Origin of the sequence: Pseudomonas sp. FSL R10-0399 (genome assembly GCF_009600165.1) — a bacterium.
GTDB lineage: Bacteria > Pseudomonadota > Gammaproteobacteria > Pseudomonadales > Pseudomonadaceae > Aquipseudomonas > Aquipseudomonas helleri.
This window is the reverse complement of sequence record NZ_WIWK01000082.1, coordinates 14,948-28,594: the sequence shown is the minus strand read 5'-3', so window position 1 is coordinate 28,594 and position 13,647 is coordinate 14,948. Positions and strand designations below refer to the sequence as shown.

Here is a 13,647-nt window from a genome sequence, read left to right as displayed (position 1 = left end):
CGAACTCTGTCCCCGCGCGCGCTCTTCAACTCTAGACCCAGTTTGCTGCGCGACAGCGCGGCGTCGAAGACGGGGCGACCCTCCTATCAAACACAAAATAAGTGACTGATTCTAAAGACCCTGTAGGAGCGAGCTTGCCTCGCGATCTTTTGATCTTGATCTAAGAGCCCTCTCCCGAAGGAGAGGGAACCGATTGGGGGATGTTGAAGATACTCGCTGTCCTGTTTGCTGCGCGACAGCGCGGCGTCGTAGACGGGGCGGCAGCTCCAAGGTAATGGGTTATTGGCTGCGCAAACGCTCTAGCAGTTTGTGCGTCGGGTAGCCGTCGGCGGGCCAGCCAAACGCTTGTTGCGCACTGCGAATCGCTTTACGGGTATTGGCGCCAATAATGCCGTCAGGGTTGCCTGCATCGAAGTTGCGCTGGCTCAGCAGGGTTTGCAATTCCATGCGCTCGGTGCGGCTCAGGGGCAGGTCGTCTTTTGGCCAGTCGCCCACTATCACCCCGCCGCCATTGAAGCGCTGCGACAGCAAACCCACCGCCAAGGCATACGATGACGAATTGTTGTAACGCAAAATGGCGCGGAAGTTATCCAGCACCAAAAACGCCGGGCCACGGTAGCCAGCCGGCAACAACAAGGTCGCGCTGAGTTCTTCGGCCCCGTCAGGTGCCTGGGTGCCTGCCGGCAGGGTTACGCCGAGCTTGCGCCATTCACTGACGCTTTTGCGCACCGCGCCATTGGCCAGCGCGTAATCGAACCCGGCAGGCAACTGAACCTCAAAGCCCCACGGCTGGCCTTGCTTCCAGCCAGAGCTTTGCAGGTAGTGGGCGGTCGAGGCCAGGGCGTCGGCTGAACTGTTCCAGATGTCGCGGCGACCATCGCCGTCGAAATCCACAGCGTGGGTTTCATAGGTGGTCGGGATGAACTGGGTCTGGCCCATGGCGCCCGCCCAGGAGCCGAGCATCTTGTCCGGCGTGACATCGCCTTCCTGAATGATCTTGAGCGCGGCAATCAGTTGGCTTTGGGCGAACTCCGGGCGACGGCCTTCGTAGGCGAGGGTGGCCAGTGAGCGAATCACCGACTTGTTGCCCTGGAAGGTGCCAAAGTTGCTTTCCATACCCCACACCGACACCAGCGCCCGGCGGTCAACACCGTAGCGTTGCTCGATGCGGCTCAGCAGTTCGGCGTTTTGCTCCAGCAGGCGCTGGCCATTGCGCACGCGCAAAGGTGACAGGGCACCGTCGAGGTATTCCCAGACCGGGCGGCTGAATTCAGGTTGGCTGCGGTCGGCCTTGATTACGCTCATGTCGGGCGTAACGCCGTTGAACGCGTTATCGAAAATAGTCGGCGAGATCCCGGCATTCAGCGCTTGCACGCGGAAATTGGCCAGCCATTGGTCAAAGCTCTGAGCGGGCTGAATGTCGGGCGTGTCAGTGCTGGCGGCATTGGTGGTAACCACCGGCGCAGCAGGCGGGACAGGCAAAGGCTGGGCATCGGCTGCGGTGGGTTTTTCTGCGCAGGCGACTAACAAGATGACGCTGGAAAAAGCAATCAGTTGGCGCATCGGCCAACGGTGTGAAGAACTTAAAGACATGCGCAGGTCCACGAAATGCAAATCAGATGCAGACCTTATCATCCCCGCTGTCACGCAGCCAGAAAGTAAAAAGCCTCCCGGTCTCTCGACTGGAAGGCTTCGCGGCGGTAGCTGCCTTTGCCTTTGGCGGGGCGTTCCTGGCGGCTGCGGAACAGGGGTTGGGCAACAATGGACTTGGCCTTGTTGGGGCGCTTGCTCATGGCTTTACTCTCGCTGGGTTAGAAAAGGCTCAATGTGAACGAGCGCAAATCATCGGCCAGTTTTTTTGAGTTGTCCAGTGCGCCCCCGCGTTGAGGATTACTCCGCTGGCAAATTCAGACGTTGCCCACACATCAGCAGCGTTAATCGGCTCAGGCTGCTCCAGGCTGACCCGGCGGCCTGGCCTTTGATCTGGGCATCAATGCGTTGCGCATCCATCAACAACTGGGCCCAGCGTTGTGCCGAATAGCGTTGCAACGCTTTGCTCATGAGTGGTTTGCGCTTGTCCCAGACCGGTGGGCGGGCCTGGCTGAAGGCTTTGTCCAGCGGGATGCCCTGGCTGTATTGCAGTGCGATGTTGGCCAGTACCCGTAGCTCACGGGCCAACGCCCACAAAATGACGGGTGGCTCGACGCCTTCGCCGCGCAGGCCTTCGAGCATGCGCAGGGCATGCGCCGCTTCGCCGTTGAGCACCGCATCGACCAAGCCGAACACATCAAAGCGGGCGCTGTCAGCCACCGCTGCCTGCACGGTTTCGACGGTGATCTGGCCATCTTCGGCCATCAGCTTGAGCTTTTCGACTTCCTGGGCTGCCGCCAGCAGGTTGCCTTCAACCCGAGCGGCGATGAGTTCGACAGCGTCCTGGCTGGCGGCCAGCCCGGCTTGTGACAGGCGCTGACGAATCCATTGCGGCAACTGGTTGGCGTCCACCGGCCAGATCTGCAAGAACTGGGTCTGCGGGCCTTCAATCAGGGCTTTGCCCCACTTGGTCTTTTGCGCGCTGCCGTCGAGCTTGGGCAGGCTGATCAGCAGCAAGGTGTCTTCGGCCGGGCGCGAGCAATATTCGATCAGGGCCGCAGCGCCTTTGTCGCCGGGTTTGCCGGAAGGCAGGCGCAATTCCAGCAGGCGCCGTTCGGCAAACAGCGACATGCTGGCGCCCGCTTGCAGCAGCGTGCCCCAGTCAAAGCTGGCGTCGGCGCTGAACACCTGGCGCTCATCAAAGCCCTGCTGGCGGGCAGCCGTGCGGATGGCGTCGGCAGCTTCTTGGCACAACAGCGGGTCATCGCCGCTGATGATGTAGACCGGCGACAGGCTGCCTTGCAGGTGTTTGGTGAGTTGAGCGGGGGCGAGTTTCATAGGGGCTAGATAGATGACGGGGCGCTTGAGCGCCCCGTATCCCTTACTTATGGCAGTTCGAGTGGCGACTGCTGAGGGGTTTCGGCTTCAGCTTTTTGCTGGGCTTCCAGGGCTGCCGCTTCTGCACGGGCCTTTTCGTCGGCCAGTGTTTGCAGTTCGGCCAGACGTGCTGGCGTCAGTTGTTCAAGGCGCAGCAGGACTTGCTGAACCAGATCGCGGTCGAGTTCCTTGCGGACCATCGAAGCTTCCTGAGTGCTACCCGCGATGTTGCCACTGTCTTGCATGAAGAACTTGCGGGCTTCAACTTTGTTCTCGAGCAACACCAGGTTGTTGTCGCCTTTGATCTGGTAGTTCAAGACCTTGGTCAGTTCGTACTCAGCGGTCGAGCCGGTGCCGGTGTAGCTGGCAGCGCGCTGGTTTTCTTGCTCATTGTTCAATACGAGCTTGTACGGTGCCGCGTCGGTGATTTTAACGCCGCTGCCTTCCAGCGCCAGGCGCAGGTCGCGAACGGTTTGGCCGTAAGCATCACGGGCGCTGAGGCCCAGCTCGGTAATGGTCAGTTGGTTGGTGCCGGTACCGCGCAGCTGGAAGCCGCAGGCACTCAACAGAACAGCGAGACCCATCACCAGCAAGTTGCGTTTGATCATGTGTAGCTCCCCTTGAAACCAGGTAGGTCGGCATTGCGACCCGAAAGGTTTTAATGGGCGCCCGGCTCAAAGGCCGGGCGCCTGTTCCAATTAGCTGGCGACGATGTTGACCAATTTACCCGGTACCACGATCACTTTGCGGATCGTCAGGCCTTCGGTAAAGCGCAGCACGTTTTCGTTGGTGCGGGCAGCCGCCTCAACCTCTTCACGGCTGGCAGCCGCAGGCATTTCGATGTGACCGCGCAGTTTGCCGTTCACCTGAATAACCAGCTGCAGGGTGTCTTGCACCAGTGCGCTTTCATCCAGGGTTGGCCAGGCGGCGTCAATGATTGCCGTGGCGTGACCCAACTGGCCCCACAGTACGTGACTGATGTGCGGCGTGATCGGCGCGAGAATCAAGGCAACCGTCTCAAGACCTTCCTGTAGCAGGGCGCGGTCCTGTTCGGTGGCTTGCGGTGCTTTTTCGAGCACGTTCATCACGGTCATTACCTGGGCAACGGCGGTGTTGAATTTGTGATGCTGGCCGACGTCCTGGCTGGCTTGCTTGATAGCCTGGTGAATGGCACGGCGAATGACCTTTTGCTCGTCATTCAGGCCGGCAACATCCAGCGCGCCCGGCAGGCCCTGGCCTACGTGAGCGTGGGCCAGGCGCCATACGCGCTTGAGGAAGCGGTGCGCACCCTCAACACCTGCATCCGACCATTCCAGGCTGGCGTCAGGTGGCGAGGCGAACATCATGAACAGACGGCAGGTGTCTGCGCCGTATTGCTCGATCATGGACTGAGGGTCGACGCCGTTGTTCAACGACTTGGACATTTTTTGCGAACCGCCGATTTCAACCGGCAGGCCGTCAGACTTCAGCGTGGCGCCGATGATCTTGGCCTTGGCGTCGCGCTCGACTTCTACGTCGTCCGGGTTGAAGTAGTCCTTGCCACCGTTGTCCAGGGTACGGAAATAGGTGTCAGCGATAACCATGCCCTGGGTCAGCAGGTTCTTGAACGGCTCGTTGGAGCTGACCAGACCTTCGTCGCGCATCAGTTTGTGGAAGAAGCGCGCGTACAGCAGGTGCAAGATCGCGTGTTCGATACCGCCGATGTACTGGTCGACCGGCAACCAGTGGTCAGCCGCCTTGCGTTCTACCAGGCCACCGTCGAAGTGCGGCGAAGCATAGCGCGCGTAGTACCACGACGATTCGACGAAGGTGTCCATCGTGTCGGTTTCGCGTTTGGCCGGTGCGCCACATTTAGGGCAGTTGCACTCGTAGAACTCAGGCATGCGCGCTAATGGCGAACCGGCGCCATCGGGTACGACGTCTTCTGGCAATACGACCGGCAGTTGGTCTTCCGGGACCGGCACGTCACCGCAGGTGTCGCAGTGCACGATCGGGATCGGGCAGCCCCAGTAGCGCTGTCGGCTGATGCCCCAGTCACGCAGACGGAACTGGGTGCGCGACTGGCCCAGGTGCTTGGCAGTCAGGGCGGCTTCGATGGCATCGAATGCGGCCTGGAAGTCCAGCCCGTCGAATTCGCCGGAGTTGATCAGCGGGCCGTGTTCGCCGTAAGCGGCCTGCCACGGTGCTGGCGACTCATCGCCTGCGCTGGTGCGGACAACGGACTTGATTGGCAGGTTGTACTTGGTGGCGAATTCGAAATCACGCTCGTCGTGCGCCGGCACTGCCATTACAGCGCCATCGCCGTAATGCATCAGAACGTAGTTGGCGACCCAAACCGGGAGCTTTTCACCAGTCAGTGGGTGTTCCACGAACAGCGAGGTGGGCAGGCCCTTTTTCTCTTGGGTCGCCACGTCGGCTTCGGCAACGCTGCCGCCTTTGCATTCAGCGATAAACGCTTGCAGCTCAGGGTTGTTTTGCGCTGCCAGGGTGGCCAGCGGGTGTTCTGCGGCCACGGCCACGTAAGTGGCGCCCATCAGGGTGTCTGGACGGGTGGTGAAGACTTTGAGTGCGCCCGCTTCGCCGATGGAAGCCTGGTCGTAGGGGAACTGCACTTCCATGCCACGGGATTTGCCAATCCAGTTGCGTTGCATGGTTTTGACTTGCTCCGGCCAGCCGGGCATGTCGTCGAGGCTTTCAAGCAGCTCATCCGCGTAAGCGGTGATCTTGAAGTAGTACATCGGGATTTCGCGTTTTTCGATCAGCGCGCCTGAACGCCAGCCGCGGCCGTCGATCACTTGTTCGTTCGCCAGAACGGTCTGGTCGACCGGGTCCCAGTTCACGGTGCCGTTTTTACGGTAGATCACGCCTTTTTCGAACAGGCGGGTGAACAGCCACTGTTCCCAGCGGTAGTAATCAGGCTTGCAGGTGGTGATCTCGCGGGACCAGTCCACCGCCAGACCCAGGCTGCACAGCTGGGTTTTCATGTAAGCGATGTTGTCGTAGGTCCACTTGGCCGGTGCGACTTTGTTTTTCATCGCCGCGTTTTCAGCCGGCATGCCGAAAGCGTCCCAACCCATGGGTTGCAGAACGTTTTTGCCGAGCATGCGCTGGTAGCGCGAGATCACGTCACCGATGGTGTAGTTGCGCACGTGCCCCATGTGTAGCTTGCCGCTTGGGTACGGGAACATCGATAGGCAGTAGTAGGTTTCCTTGCCTAGATCTTCGCTGACTTCGAAGGACTTTTGGTTGTCCCAGAATGATTGGGCGGCGGCTTCTATTTCACGGGGTTGATATTGTTCGTGCATGGCTACTTGTACTAATGAAGGGTGGCCTAATCCTCTTCAACTCACGCGGACATTTTTGTTGCCCGGTCAGGTTGGAGCAGGGGTTACAGGAAGTCCCGTAGCATACATGACCCCACTCTATCGAGGGAAACCCTGATTGCCTCATCGTTCCGTTGGTCGCGGCGGCGAGCTGGTTTTAGCAGCGCAGCTACGCTGTTGGTGGGGGGAAGAAACTTCCTTAATGAGGTGGACGGATGGTTGAGTCGCAATACAAGGCTATAAATTCGGAGGTGTTCGAGCGGCTGATTGATCGTTTGAGTGTGGCTCTTGATTCAGCAAAGACGGCAGTGCGACTGAGAAACGAACGTCCTGCCGAATTGGAATTGCGTGGTTTGAGTCGTGCCGAGTTGGAGTTGATCAACGTTTATTTAAACCGGATCGGGCGTGAGGCTGATAAACGCCTGCAAGGCAGCGGTACTGAGCAAAAAGCCCCTCAGACAGCCAAGGTCATCTGGCTCAAAGACAGGGTTAAGGGTAAGTAGGCCAGCGCGACGATTCAGGTCGGGCCCAGGTGAAGAGCGGCATTTCCTCAGGGTTGAGGTAACACGGGTTGTGATTGAGTTTTGGCCAGCCCTGTTGATGCCTCCCTTCAACCCCCTTAGGCTTCGGGCATCTATGGAGATGCTCGATGCCTTTTCGCTACTTTGTTAAACAACTTCTATTGCCTCCGGGCATCCTTCTTTTATTTCTGCTGGCGGCCTGGTGGCTGCGCCATTCGCGTCCGCGTCTGGCCGGTGCGCTGTTTGCCGTGGGCCTTGGTGGCTTATGGCTGATGAGCTTGCCGGTGATGGTGGAGTGGAGCGCCCGCGCCATTGAGCGCGAGCCTGCGCTAGCCCCAAGCGAGTGGTCGAGCTTGTCTGAACGCGCCGATGCCATTGTGCTGCTGGGCTCCGGGCGTGAGCGTGGCGATCCGGCGTGGGGCAGCGATCAGCCCACCGGGATCGGCCTGGAACGCCAGCGTTATGCGGCGCAACTGGCCAAGGCTTCGGGGTTGCCGGTGCTGGTCACGGGCGGCTTGCACTACGGCACCCCGCCGAGCGAGGCGCAGATAATGGCCGATTCGTTGCGCGAAGATTCGGGGGTTGAGGTTCGCTGGAAAGAAGAACGCAGCCGCACCACCTGGGAAAACGCGCAGATGAGTGCCGAAATTCTGTTACCGCAGGGCATCAAGCGCGTGGTGGTGGTTACCCAGGCGTGGCACATGCCGCGTTCGGTGTGGAGCTTTGAAAAGGCGGGGTTTGAGGTCGTGCCGGCGCCGGTCGGCTTTTTAAGCGTCGACAACGCCAGGCCGCTGGGCGGCTGGATGCCGGAGTACAAGTCTGTCTGGCAGTCCGGGCTGTTGCTCAACGAAGCCGTCGGGCAGATCGCCTACCCGTTGTTTTACCGCTAAGTGCGCCTCGCGATCTTTTGATCTTTAAAAGATCGCGAGGCAAGCTCGCTCCTACAGGGGGGTGGCCTTCGGTTTACACCGTCTTGGCGATGCGGCTGGTGATTAGCGCCCAGCCAATCAGCAACGCACACAGGATTGCCAGCGGCCACGAGCGCCATTGCAGGTAAGGCGTCAGGTTGTGCATGGGCACCACGTCGCCATACAGGATCCCTTGCTCGAACTGCGGGATCTGCGTGGTGATCTGCCCAAACGGGTTGATCAGCGCGGTGACGCCGTTGTTGGTTGCGCGGATCATCCAGCGGCCCGCTTCAAGGGCGCGCATCTGGGCCATCTGCAAATGTTGCAGGGGGCCGATCGAGGTGCCGAACCAGGTGTCGTTGCTGATGGTCAGCAAAATATCGCTTTGCGCGGCCAGCCCAGCGACAAAGTCCGGGTACACCACCTCGTAGCAAATCAGCGGGGCAATCTGGTAACCCTTGGCTTGCAACATGGGTTGGTCGGCAGGCCCGCGGGCAAAGTCTGACATCGGCAGGTCAAAAAACGCGATCAGGCCGCGCAGTACGTCCTGCAACGGGACGTACTCACCAAACGGTACGAGTTTTTGTTTCAGGTACACGCCATCGCCTTCACCCACGGCCGTGATGCCGTTGAAGAAGCGCGATTCGTGGCGCACTTCTTCACGGATCGGCACGCCGGTGATCAACGCGGAATTTCGCTCGGCGGCGAACCGGCTCATCATCGTCAAATAGCCTTCGGCGTTCTCTTTGAGCACCGGAATGGCCGTTTCAGGCCACACAATCAGGTCGACGCGCTTGGAGCTGAAGGTCATGTCGCGGTACAGCGCCAACTGCGCATTAAGCTCAGCCGGGTCCCATTTCATGCTTTGTGCGACGTTGCCCTGCATTGCCGCCACGCTCAGCGGGTCACCCGAAGGGCTGGTCCAGGCGTGATGCTTGAGCGCAATGCCGATGCACCAAGGACCGACCAGCAACACCACGGCAGCGCCGATAAAGGCTTTGCGCCTGGCTTTGATCAGGCGGGGCAGGTTGCACAGCAACGCTGCGGTCAGCGCCAGGGTGAACGAAATCAGCCACATGCCGCCCAGCGGCGCGAGTCCGGCCAGGGGACCGTCGAGTTGGCTGTAACCCGAGTAAAGCCATGGGAACCCCGTGAGGAACCAGCCACGGAAAGCCTCTTGGGCCGTCCACAGCGCAGCAAAGGCCAGGGTGTCGGCCAGCGGCGCTTCATTGCGGCGGATCCAGCGTGCCCACAGCCAGGCGGGCAGGGCAAAGAACCAGGCAATGGCGGCGGTGAACAGCAGCATCAGGAAGCCGGCCAATAGCACCGAAGCCCCGCCGAAATGGTGAATGCTGTAGTAGATCCAGCTGGTGCCCGCGCCAAACAGGCCAAAGCCGAAGCACCAGCCACGGCCCAGCGCCTGCTTGGGCGACAGGTCGCGCAAGCCCAGATAGAACAGGGCCAGGGCAACCAGTGCCAGCGGCCAGATATCGAAAGGTGCCAACGCCAGGGTTGTCAGTGCGCCGGCCACCACAGCCAGCAAGTTACCGGGCCAGCCGGGGGCGGTTATCCAGCGCATTTCAATCCTTAGCGTCAGGGTTTAGCGGGCAATGGGCGTTAAGCGAATCAGGTGAATCCGGCGGCTGTCGGCATTGAGGATGCGGAAGCGGTAAGGGCCGATTTCAGTGATTTCATTGCGTTTTGGCAAGTGCCCGAACGCACTCATGACCAGGCCGCCAACGGTGTCGAACTCATCGTCGGAGAAGTCGCTGTCAAAGAACTCGTTGAAGTTCTCGATAGGCGTCAGGGCCTTGATCAGGAAGTCACCGCTGGGCAGTGGCTTGATGTAGCTGTCTTCTTCGACATCGTGTTCGTCTTCGATGTCGCCGACGATCTGTTCCAGAACGTCTTCAATCGTCACCAGGCCGGCCACGCCGCCGTATTCGTCAATGACGATGGCCATGTGGTTATGGTTGGCACGGAATTCACGCAACAACACGTTCAGGCGCTTGGACTCAGGAACAAACGTCGCTGGACGGAGCAGATCCTTGATGTTGAATTTGTCGCCGTTCTCTTGAAGGATCAGCGGCAGCAGGTCTTTGGCCAGCAGGACGCCGAGGACGTCATCGTGGCTTTCGCCGATCACGGGATAACGCGAGTGCGCTGCGTCGATGATCGCCGGGAGGAATTCGCGGGGTGTCTGGGTCGCCTTGATGCTGATCATCTGCGAACGCGGGACCATGATGTCCCGTACTTGCAGGTCAGCCACCTGGATGGCGCCTTCGACGATGGCCAGCGCTTCGCTGTCCAACAATTTGTTCTGATGTGCTTCGCGCAGCAGCTCCAGCAGCTCCTGGCGGTTTTTCGGCTCATGGGCAAAGGCCTGGGTCAGCTTACCCAACCATGACTTTTGCCCGTTGCTCGATCGGTCTTCGCTCATAGCGATTTACTCGTATCCCTTGGTCGTTTCAGTGGTTTGTTAATCAGTTTCGTCGTCTGCATACGGATCCGGATGACCCAGTTCTGCAAGCAACGTTCGTTCCAGCGCTTCCATCTCTTCGGCTTCTTCGTCTTCTATATGGTCGTAACCCAGAAGATGCAAGCAGCCGTGGATCACCAAGTGAGCCCAGTGAGCGTCAAGTGCCTTGCCTTGTTCGGCGGCTTCACGCTCAACCACGGCCACACAGATGACCAGGTCACCCAGAAGCGGGATATCAAGGAATTCGTCCGGCACTTCTGCCGGAAAAGACAGCACGTTGGTCGCGTAGTCTTTGTGTCGCCAAGTGTGATTAAGCTCACGGCCTTCGGCTTCGTCCACCAGACGAATGGTCATTTCCGAGTCGGCGGTGCGCTGGCGCAGCGCCAGTTCGCACCATTGGCGGAACTGGGCTTCGCTGGGCGCAGCGGCTTCGGTGGCCAGTTGCAGGTCAAGCTCAAGCATCTTTGCGGTAGTCCTTGGCGGCGGGCAGGGCGGCCAGCTTGTCAGCGGCTTCCTGTTCGTAGCGCCCGTAGGCCTCAACGATGCGTTGTACCAGCGGGTGGCGCACAACGTCTTTGGACAAAAAGTGCGTAAAGCTGATGCCCGGCACATCCTTGAGCACGTCAATCACGTGGGTCAGCCCCGACTTGGTGCCTTTTGGCAGGTCGATCTGGGTGATGTCACCGGTGATCACGGCCGTGGAGCCGAAGCCGATACGGGTCAGGAACATCTTCATCTGCTCGACGGTGGTGTTCTGGCTTTCGTCGAGAATGATGAAGCTGTTGTTCAGCGTGCGACCGCGCATGTAGGCCAGCGGTGCCACTTCAATAATTTGCCGCTCGATCAGCTTGGCCACGTATTCAAAGCCGAGCATCTCGTACAGCGCGTCATACAGCGGACGCAGGTACGGGTCGATTTTTTGCGACAGGTCGCCCGGCAGGAAGCCGAGTTTTTCACCCGCTTCAACCGCCGGGCGCACCAGCAGGATGCGGCGGATTTGCTCGCGCTCCAGGGCGTCAACTGCGCAGGCCACGGCCAGGTAGGTCTTACCCGTACCGGCTGGGCCAATGCCGAAGTTGATGTCGTTGCCGAGGATTTCTTTGACGTAGCGCTGCTGGTTGGTGCCGCGCGGGCGGATCATGCCCTTTTTGGTGCGCAGCGACACGCTGGCCTCGGCCACAGGCGTATTGGCCAGGTCATCGGTGGCAGCAGACTCTTGCAAAAACAGGTGCACCAGGTCCGGCGAAAGCTCAGTGGCTTTGGTTTCGCGGTACAGGCGGCGCAGCAGGTGTTCTGCAGAAACGGTCAGTTTGGGGTCGCCGATCATTTCGAACTGGTTACCGCGATTGCGGATTTCGATGCCCAGACGTTGTTCGACCAAGCGCAAATGCTCGTCAAATTGTCCGCACAGATTGGCGAAGCGGCGAGCCTCAAAAGGCTCGAGGAGAAAACGATGTGGTTCGATGGGTGCGTTCAAGGTCGTTTTTAGCCGCCCTAAGGCAATTGAGGTGAGATGAAGGATAACGCTAGCAGGTCACGCGCGAAAGGGCCGTGATAAATGATTAACCTTCTGCAGGGGCGAGCTCGTCTCGCGATCTTTTCGACGATCAAAAGATCGCGAGACGAGCTCGCTCCTACAGAAGCCTGCATTAGTTCAGCAGCGAACCCCGCAGGGAGTGCGGCTGGGCGGCATCGATGCGCACGTCGGCGAATTGTCCGATCAACTGCGGGTTGTCGCAGCGGAAGTTAACAATGCGGTTGTTTTCGGTGCGCCCTTGCAATTCACCAGGGTCTTTTTTCGAGTAATCGGTCACCAGAATCCGCTGAGTGGAGCCGACCATTTGCCGGCTGATCTCAAAACCTTGTTGGTTCAGGCGGTGTTGCAGCGCGTTGAGGCGTTCTTTTTTGCGCTCTTCTGGCGTGTCGTCAACCAGGTCGGCCGCAGGCGTGCCCGGGCGCTGGCTGTACACAAAGGAGTACGAGAAGTCGAAACCGACGTCCTCGATCAGCTTCATGGTTTGCTCGAAGTCTTTTTCGGTTTCACCGGGGAAGCCGACGATAAAGTCAGAGCTGATGCAAATGCCCGGCACCGCCGCGCGCAGTTTGCGCAGCTTGGACTTGTACTCCAGCGCCGTATGGTTGCGCTTCATCGCCGAGAGAATGCGGTCCGAGCCCGATTGCACCGGCAAGTGCAGGTGTTTTACCAGCTCCGGCACGTCGGCGTGGGCCTGGATCAGGCTGTCCGAGAACTCCAGCGGGTGCGAGGTGGTGTAGCGAATGCGCTCGATCCCGTCGATGGCCGCCACTACGCGAATCAGTTCAGCGAGGTCCGCCAGGCGACCGTCCTCGGTCAGGCCGCGATAGCCGTTGACGTTCTGGCCCAGCAAGGTCACTTCACGCACGCCGTTTTCAGCCAGGTGGATCACTTCGCTGAGCACGTCGTCGAACGGGCGGCTGACTTCTTCGCCACGGGTGTAGGGCACCACGCAGAACGTACAGTACTTGCTGCAACCTTCCATGACCGACACATAGGCACTTGGGCCGTCGATGCGGGGTTCTGGCAGGTGGTCGAATTTTTCGATCTCGGGGAACGACACGTCAACCTGCGGCAACTTGGTGATGCGCGCAGCGTCGATCATCTCGGGCAGGCGGTGCAGGGTTTGCGGACCGAAGACTACGTCGACGTAAGGGGCGCGGTCGCGGATGGCGGCGCCTTCCTGGCTGGCAACGCAACCGCCGACGGCAATGACCATCTCGGGGTTGGCCAGTTTCAGCTCGCGCCAGCGGCCCAGTTGCGAGTACACGCGGTCTTGGGCGCGTTCACGGATCGAACAGGTATTCAGCAGGATGACATCAGCGTCTTCGGCGCGCGCTGTGACTTCCAGGGCCTGATGTTCACCCAGCAGATCGACCATGCGTGAGCTGTCGTACTCATTCATCTGGCAACCGTGGGTTTCGATGTAAAGCTTCTTGGCCATGGGTGTTCATCAAGTGGTTCAAAGAACCGCGCATTATAGGGGGCATGGTCGCGGGTTCCTAGCGTTGCGCGTCCGATGGCTATGCTATAGTTCGCGCCCTCTTTTATATCCTCAGATGTCTACCCGCCCACCATGACCAAACGTGAAGCTCCAATCTACAAGGTGATTTTCCTCAATCAGGGCCAGGTGTTCGAAATGTACGCCAAGCAGATCTATCAAAGTGATCTGTGGGGCTTTCTGGAAGTTGAGGAATTTGTCTTCGGGGAGCGCACGCAAATCGTCGTTGATCCGAGCGAAGAAAAGCTCAAGGCTCAATTTGAAGGCGTGGTACGCAGCTTTGTGCCGATGCACTCGATTGTGCGAATTGATGAAGTTGAACGTCTGGGGACGCCGAAAATCAGCGAAGCCAATGGCATGAGCAACGTGATGCCGTTTCCGTTTCCGATGCCGGACAAGTAGTTCGGCACTTTT

13 protein-coding genes are annotated in these 13,647 nt (G+C 59.4%); 3 read left to right on the top strand and 10 right to left on the bottom strand.

The window, feature by feature from the left end; translation table 11 throughout:
* Nucleotides 1-279: 279 nt before the first annotated feature.
* The 5 genes from GHO41_RS20630 to leuS all read right to left on the bottom strand — a co-directional run bounded on the left by GHO41_RS20630 (nt 280) and on the right by leuS (nt 6,272).
* On the bottom strand, nt 280-1,593 hold the full coding sequence (locus GHO41_RS20630) for a lytic murein transglycosylase (RefSeq protein ID WP_153434518.1): 1,314 nt from the start codon (nt 1,591-1,593) through the stop codon (nt 280-282).
* 50 nt (nt 1,594-1,643) lie between these two features.
* The gene (gene arfA / locus GHO41_RS20625) at nt 1,644-1,793 is read right to left on the bottom strand and encodes an alternative ribosome rescue factor ArfA (protein WP_003444166.1); all 150 of its coding nucleotides are present in this window, start codon (nt 1,791-1,793) and stop codon (nt 1,644-1,646) included.
* 97 nt (nt 1,794-1,890) lie between these two features.
* Nucleotides 1,891-2,928, bottom strand: coding sequence for a DNA polymerase III subunit delta (gene holA / locus GHO41_RS20620; RefSeq protein WP_048367632.1), 1,038 nt, complete (start codon nt 2,926-2,928; stop codon nt 1,891-1,893).
* A gap of 47 nt (nt 2,929-2,975) precedes the next feature.
* Nucleotides 2,976-3,575, bottom strand: coding sequence for an LPS assembly lipoprotein LptE (lptE, locus tag GHO41_RS20615; protein ID WP_048367630.1), 600 nt, complete (start codon nt 3,573-3,575; stop codon nt 2,976-2,978).
* Nucleotides 3,576-3,665: 90 nt separating this feature from the next.
* The gene (gene leuS / locus GHO41_RS20610) at nt 3,666-6,272 is read right to left on the bottom strand and encodes a leucine--tRNA ligase (protein WP_153434517.1); all 2,607 of its coding nucleotides are present in this window, start codon (nt 6,270-6,272) and stop codon (nt 3,666-3,668) included.
* A 233-nt stretch (nt 6,273-6,505) separates the two neighbouring features.
* Here leuS and GHO41_RS20605 point away from each other — a divergent pair, with 233 nt between their 5' ends.
* Both GHO41_RS20605 and GHO41_RS20600 read left to right on the top strand, forming a co-directional pair.
* Nucleotides 6,506-6,793, top strand: coding sequence for a hypothetical protein (locus GHO41_RS20605; RefSeq protein WP_153434516.1), 288 nt, complete (start codon nt 6,506-6,508; stop codon nt 6,791-6,793).
* A 146-nt stretch (nt 6,794-6,939) separates the two neighbouring features.
* Complete coding sequence (locus GHO41_RS20600; protein ID WP_153434515.1) at nt 6,940-7,701, top strand: YdcF family protein; 762 nt, start codon at nt 6,940-6,942, stop codon at nt 7,699-7,701.
* Between the two features lie 73 nt (nt 7,702-7,774).
* Here the strand turns inward: GHO41_RS20600 and lnt are convergent, their stop codons facing one another.
* The 5 genes from lnt to miaB form a co-directional block, all read right to left on the bottom strand.
* Entirely contained in the window at nt 7,775-9,298 is a 1,524-nt protein-coding gene (lnt, locus tag GHO41_RS20595) for an apolipoprotein N-acyltransferase (protein ID WP_153434514.1), read from the bottom strand.
* A gap of 21 nt (nt 9,299-9,319) precedes the next feature.
* Entirely contained in the window at nt 9,320-10,159 is an 840-nt protein-coding gene (locus GHO41_RS20590) for an HlyC/CorC family transporter (protein WP_048367621.1), read from the bottom strand.
* A gap of 39 nt (nt 10,160-10,198) precedes the next feature.
* Nucleotides 10,199-10,660 carry an rRNA maturation RNase YbeY gene (gene ybeY / locus GHO41_RS20585; RefSeq protein ID WP_048367619.1) on the bottom strand — a complete coding sequence of 154 codons (462 nt, stop codon included), beginning with the start codon at nt 10,658-10,660 and terminating at the stop codon, nt 10,199-10,201.
* Nucleotides 10,653-11,675 (bottom strand): PhoH family protein, encoded by a 1,023-nt coding sequence (locus GHO41_RS20580; protein ID WP_153434513.1) that lies wholly within the window; start codon nt 11,673-11,675, stop codon nt 10,653-10,655. The genes ybeY and GHO41_RS20580 overlap by 8 nt, the downstream gene beginning before the upstream one ends.
* A 172-nt stretch (nt 11,676-11,847) precedes the next feature.
* The gene (miaB, locus tag GHO41_RS20575; protein WP_153434512.1) at nt 11,848-13,176 is read right to left on the bottom strand and encodes a tRNA (N6-isopentenyl adenosine(37)-C2)-methylthiotransferase MiaB; all 1,329 of its coding nucleotides are present in this window, start codon (nt 13,174-13,176) and stop codon (nt 11,848-11,850) included.
* A 132-nt stretch (nt 13,177-13,308) separates the two neighbouring features.
* On the opposite strand from miaB, the gene GHO41_RS20570 reads away from it, so the two are divergent.
* A complete protein-coding gene (locus GHO41_RS20570; RefSeq protein WP_048367613.1) occupies nt 13,309-13,635 on the top strand; it encodes a DUF1820 family protein in 327 nt (108 codons plus the stop codon).
* Nucleotides 13,636-13,647: the final 12 nt, after the last annotated feature.

Bases quoted from the DNA above. Each gene is read 5' to 3' on its own strand.
- GHO41_RS20600 (WP_153434515.1), top strand. From the start codon at position 6,940: ATGCCTTTTCGCTACTTTGTTAAACAACTTCTATTGCCTCCGGGCATC.
- arfA (WP_003444166.1), bottom strand. From the start codon at position 1,793: ATGAGCAAGCGCCCCAACAAGGCCAAGTCCATTGTTGCCCAACCCCTG.
- GHO41_RS20570 (WP_048367613.1), top strand. From the start codon at position 13,309: ATGACCAAACGTGAAGCTCCAATCTACAAGGTGATTTTCCTCAATCAG.
- GHO41_RS20590 (WP_048367621.1), bottom strand. From the start codon at position 10,159: ATGAGCGAAGACCGATCGAGCAACGGGCAAAAGTCATGGTTGGGTAAG.
- leuS (WP_153434517.1), bottom strand. From the start codon at position 6,272: ATGCACGAACAATATCAACCCCGTGAAATAGAAGCCGCCGCCCAATCA.
- miaB (WP_153434512.1), bottom strand. From the start codon at position 13,176: ATGGCCAAGAAGCTTTACATCGAAACCCACGGTTGCCAGATGAATGAG.
- ybeY (WP_048367619.1), bottom strand. From the start codon at position 10,660: ATGCTTGAGCTTGACCTGCAACTGGCCACCGAAGCCGCTGCGCCCAGC.
- GHO41_RS20630 (WP_153434518.1), bottom strand. From the start codon at position 1,593: ATGTCTTTAAGTTCTTCACACCGTTGGCCGATGCGCCAACTGATTGCT.
- holA (WP_048367632.1), bottom strand. From the start codon at position 2,928: ATGAAACTCGCCCCCGCTCAACTCACCAAACACCTGCAAGGCAGCCTG.
- GHO41_RS20605 (WP_153434516.1), top strand. From the start codon at position 6,506: ATGGTTGAGTCGCAATACAAGGCTATAAATTCGGAGGTGTTCGAGCGG.
- lptE (WP_048367630.1), bottom strand. From the start codon at position 3,575: ATGATCAAACGCAACTTGCTGGTGATGGGTCTCGCTGTTCTGTTGAGT.
- lnt (WP_153434514.1), bottom strand. From the start codon at position 9,298: ATGCGCTGGATAACCGCCCCCGGCTGGCCCGGTAACTTGCTGGCTGTG.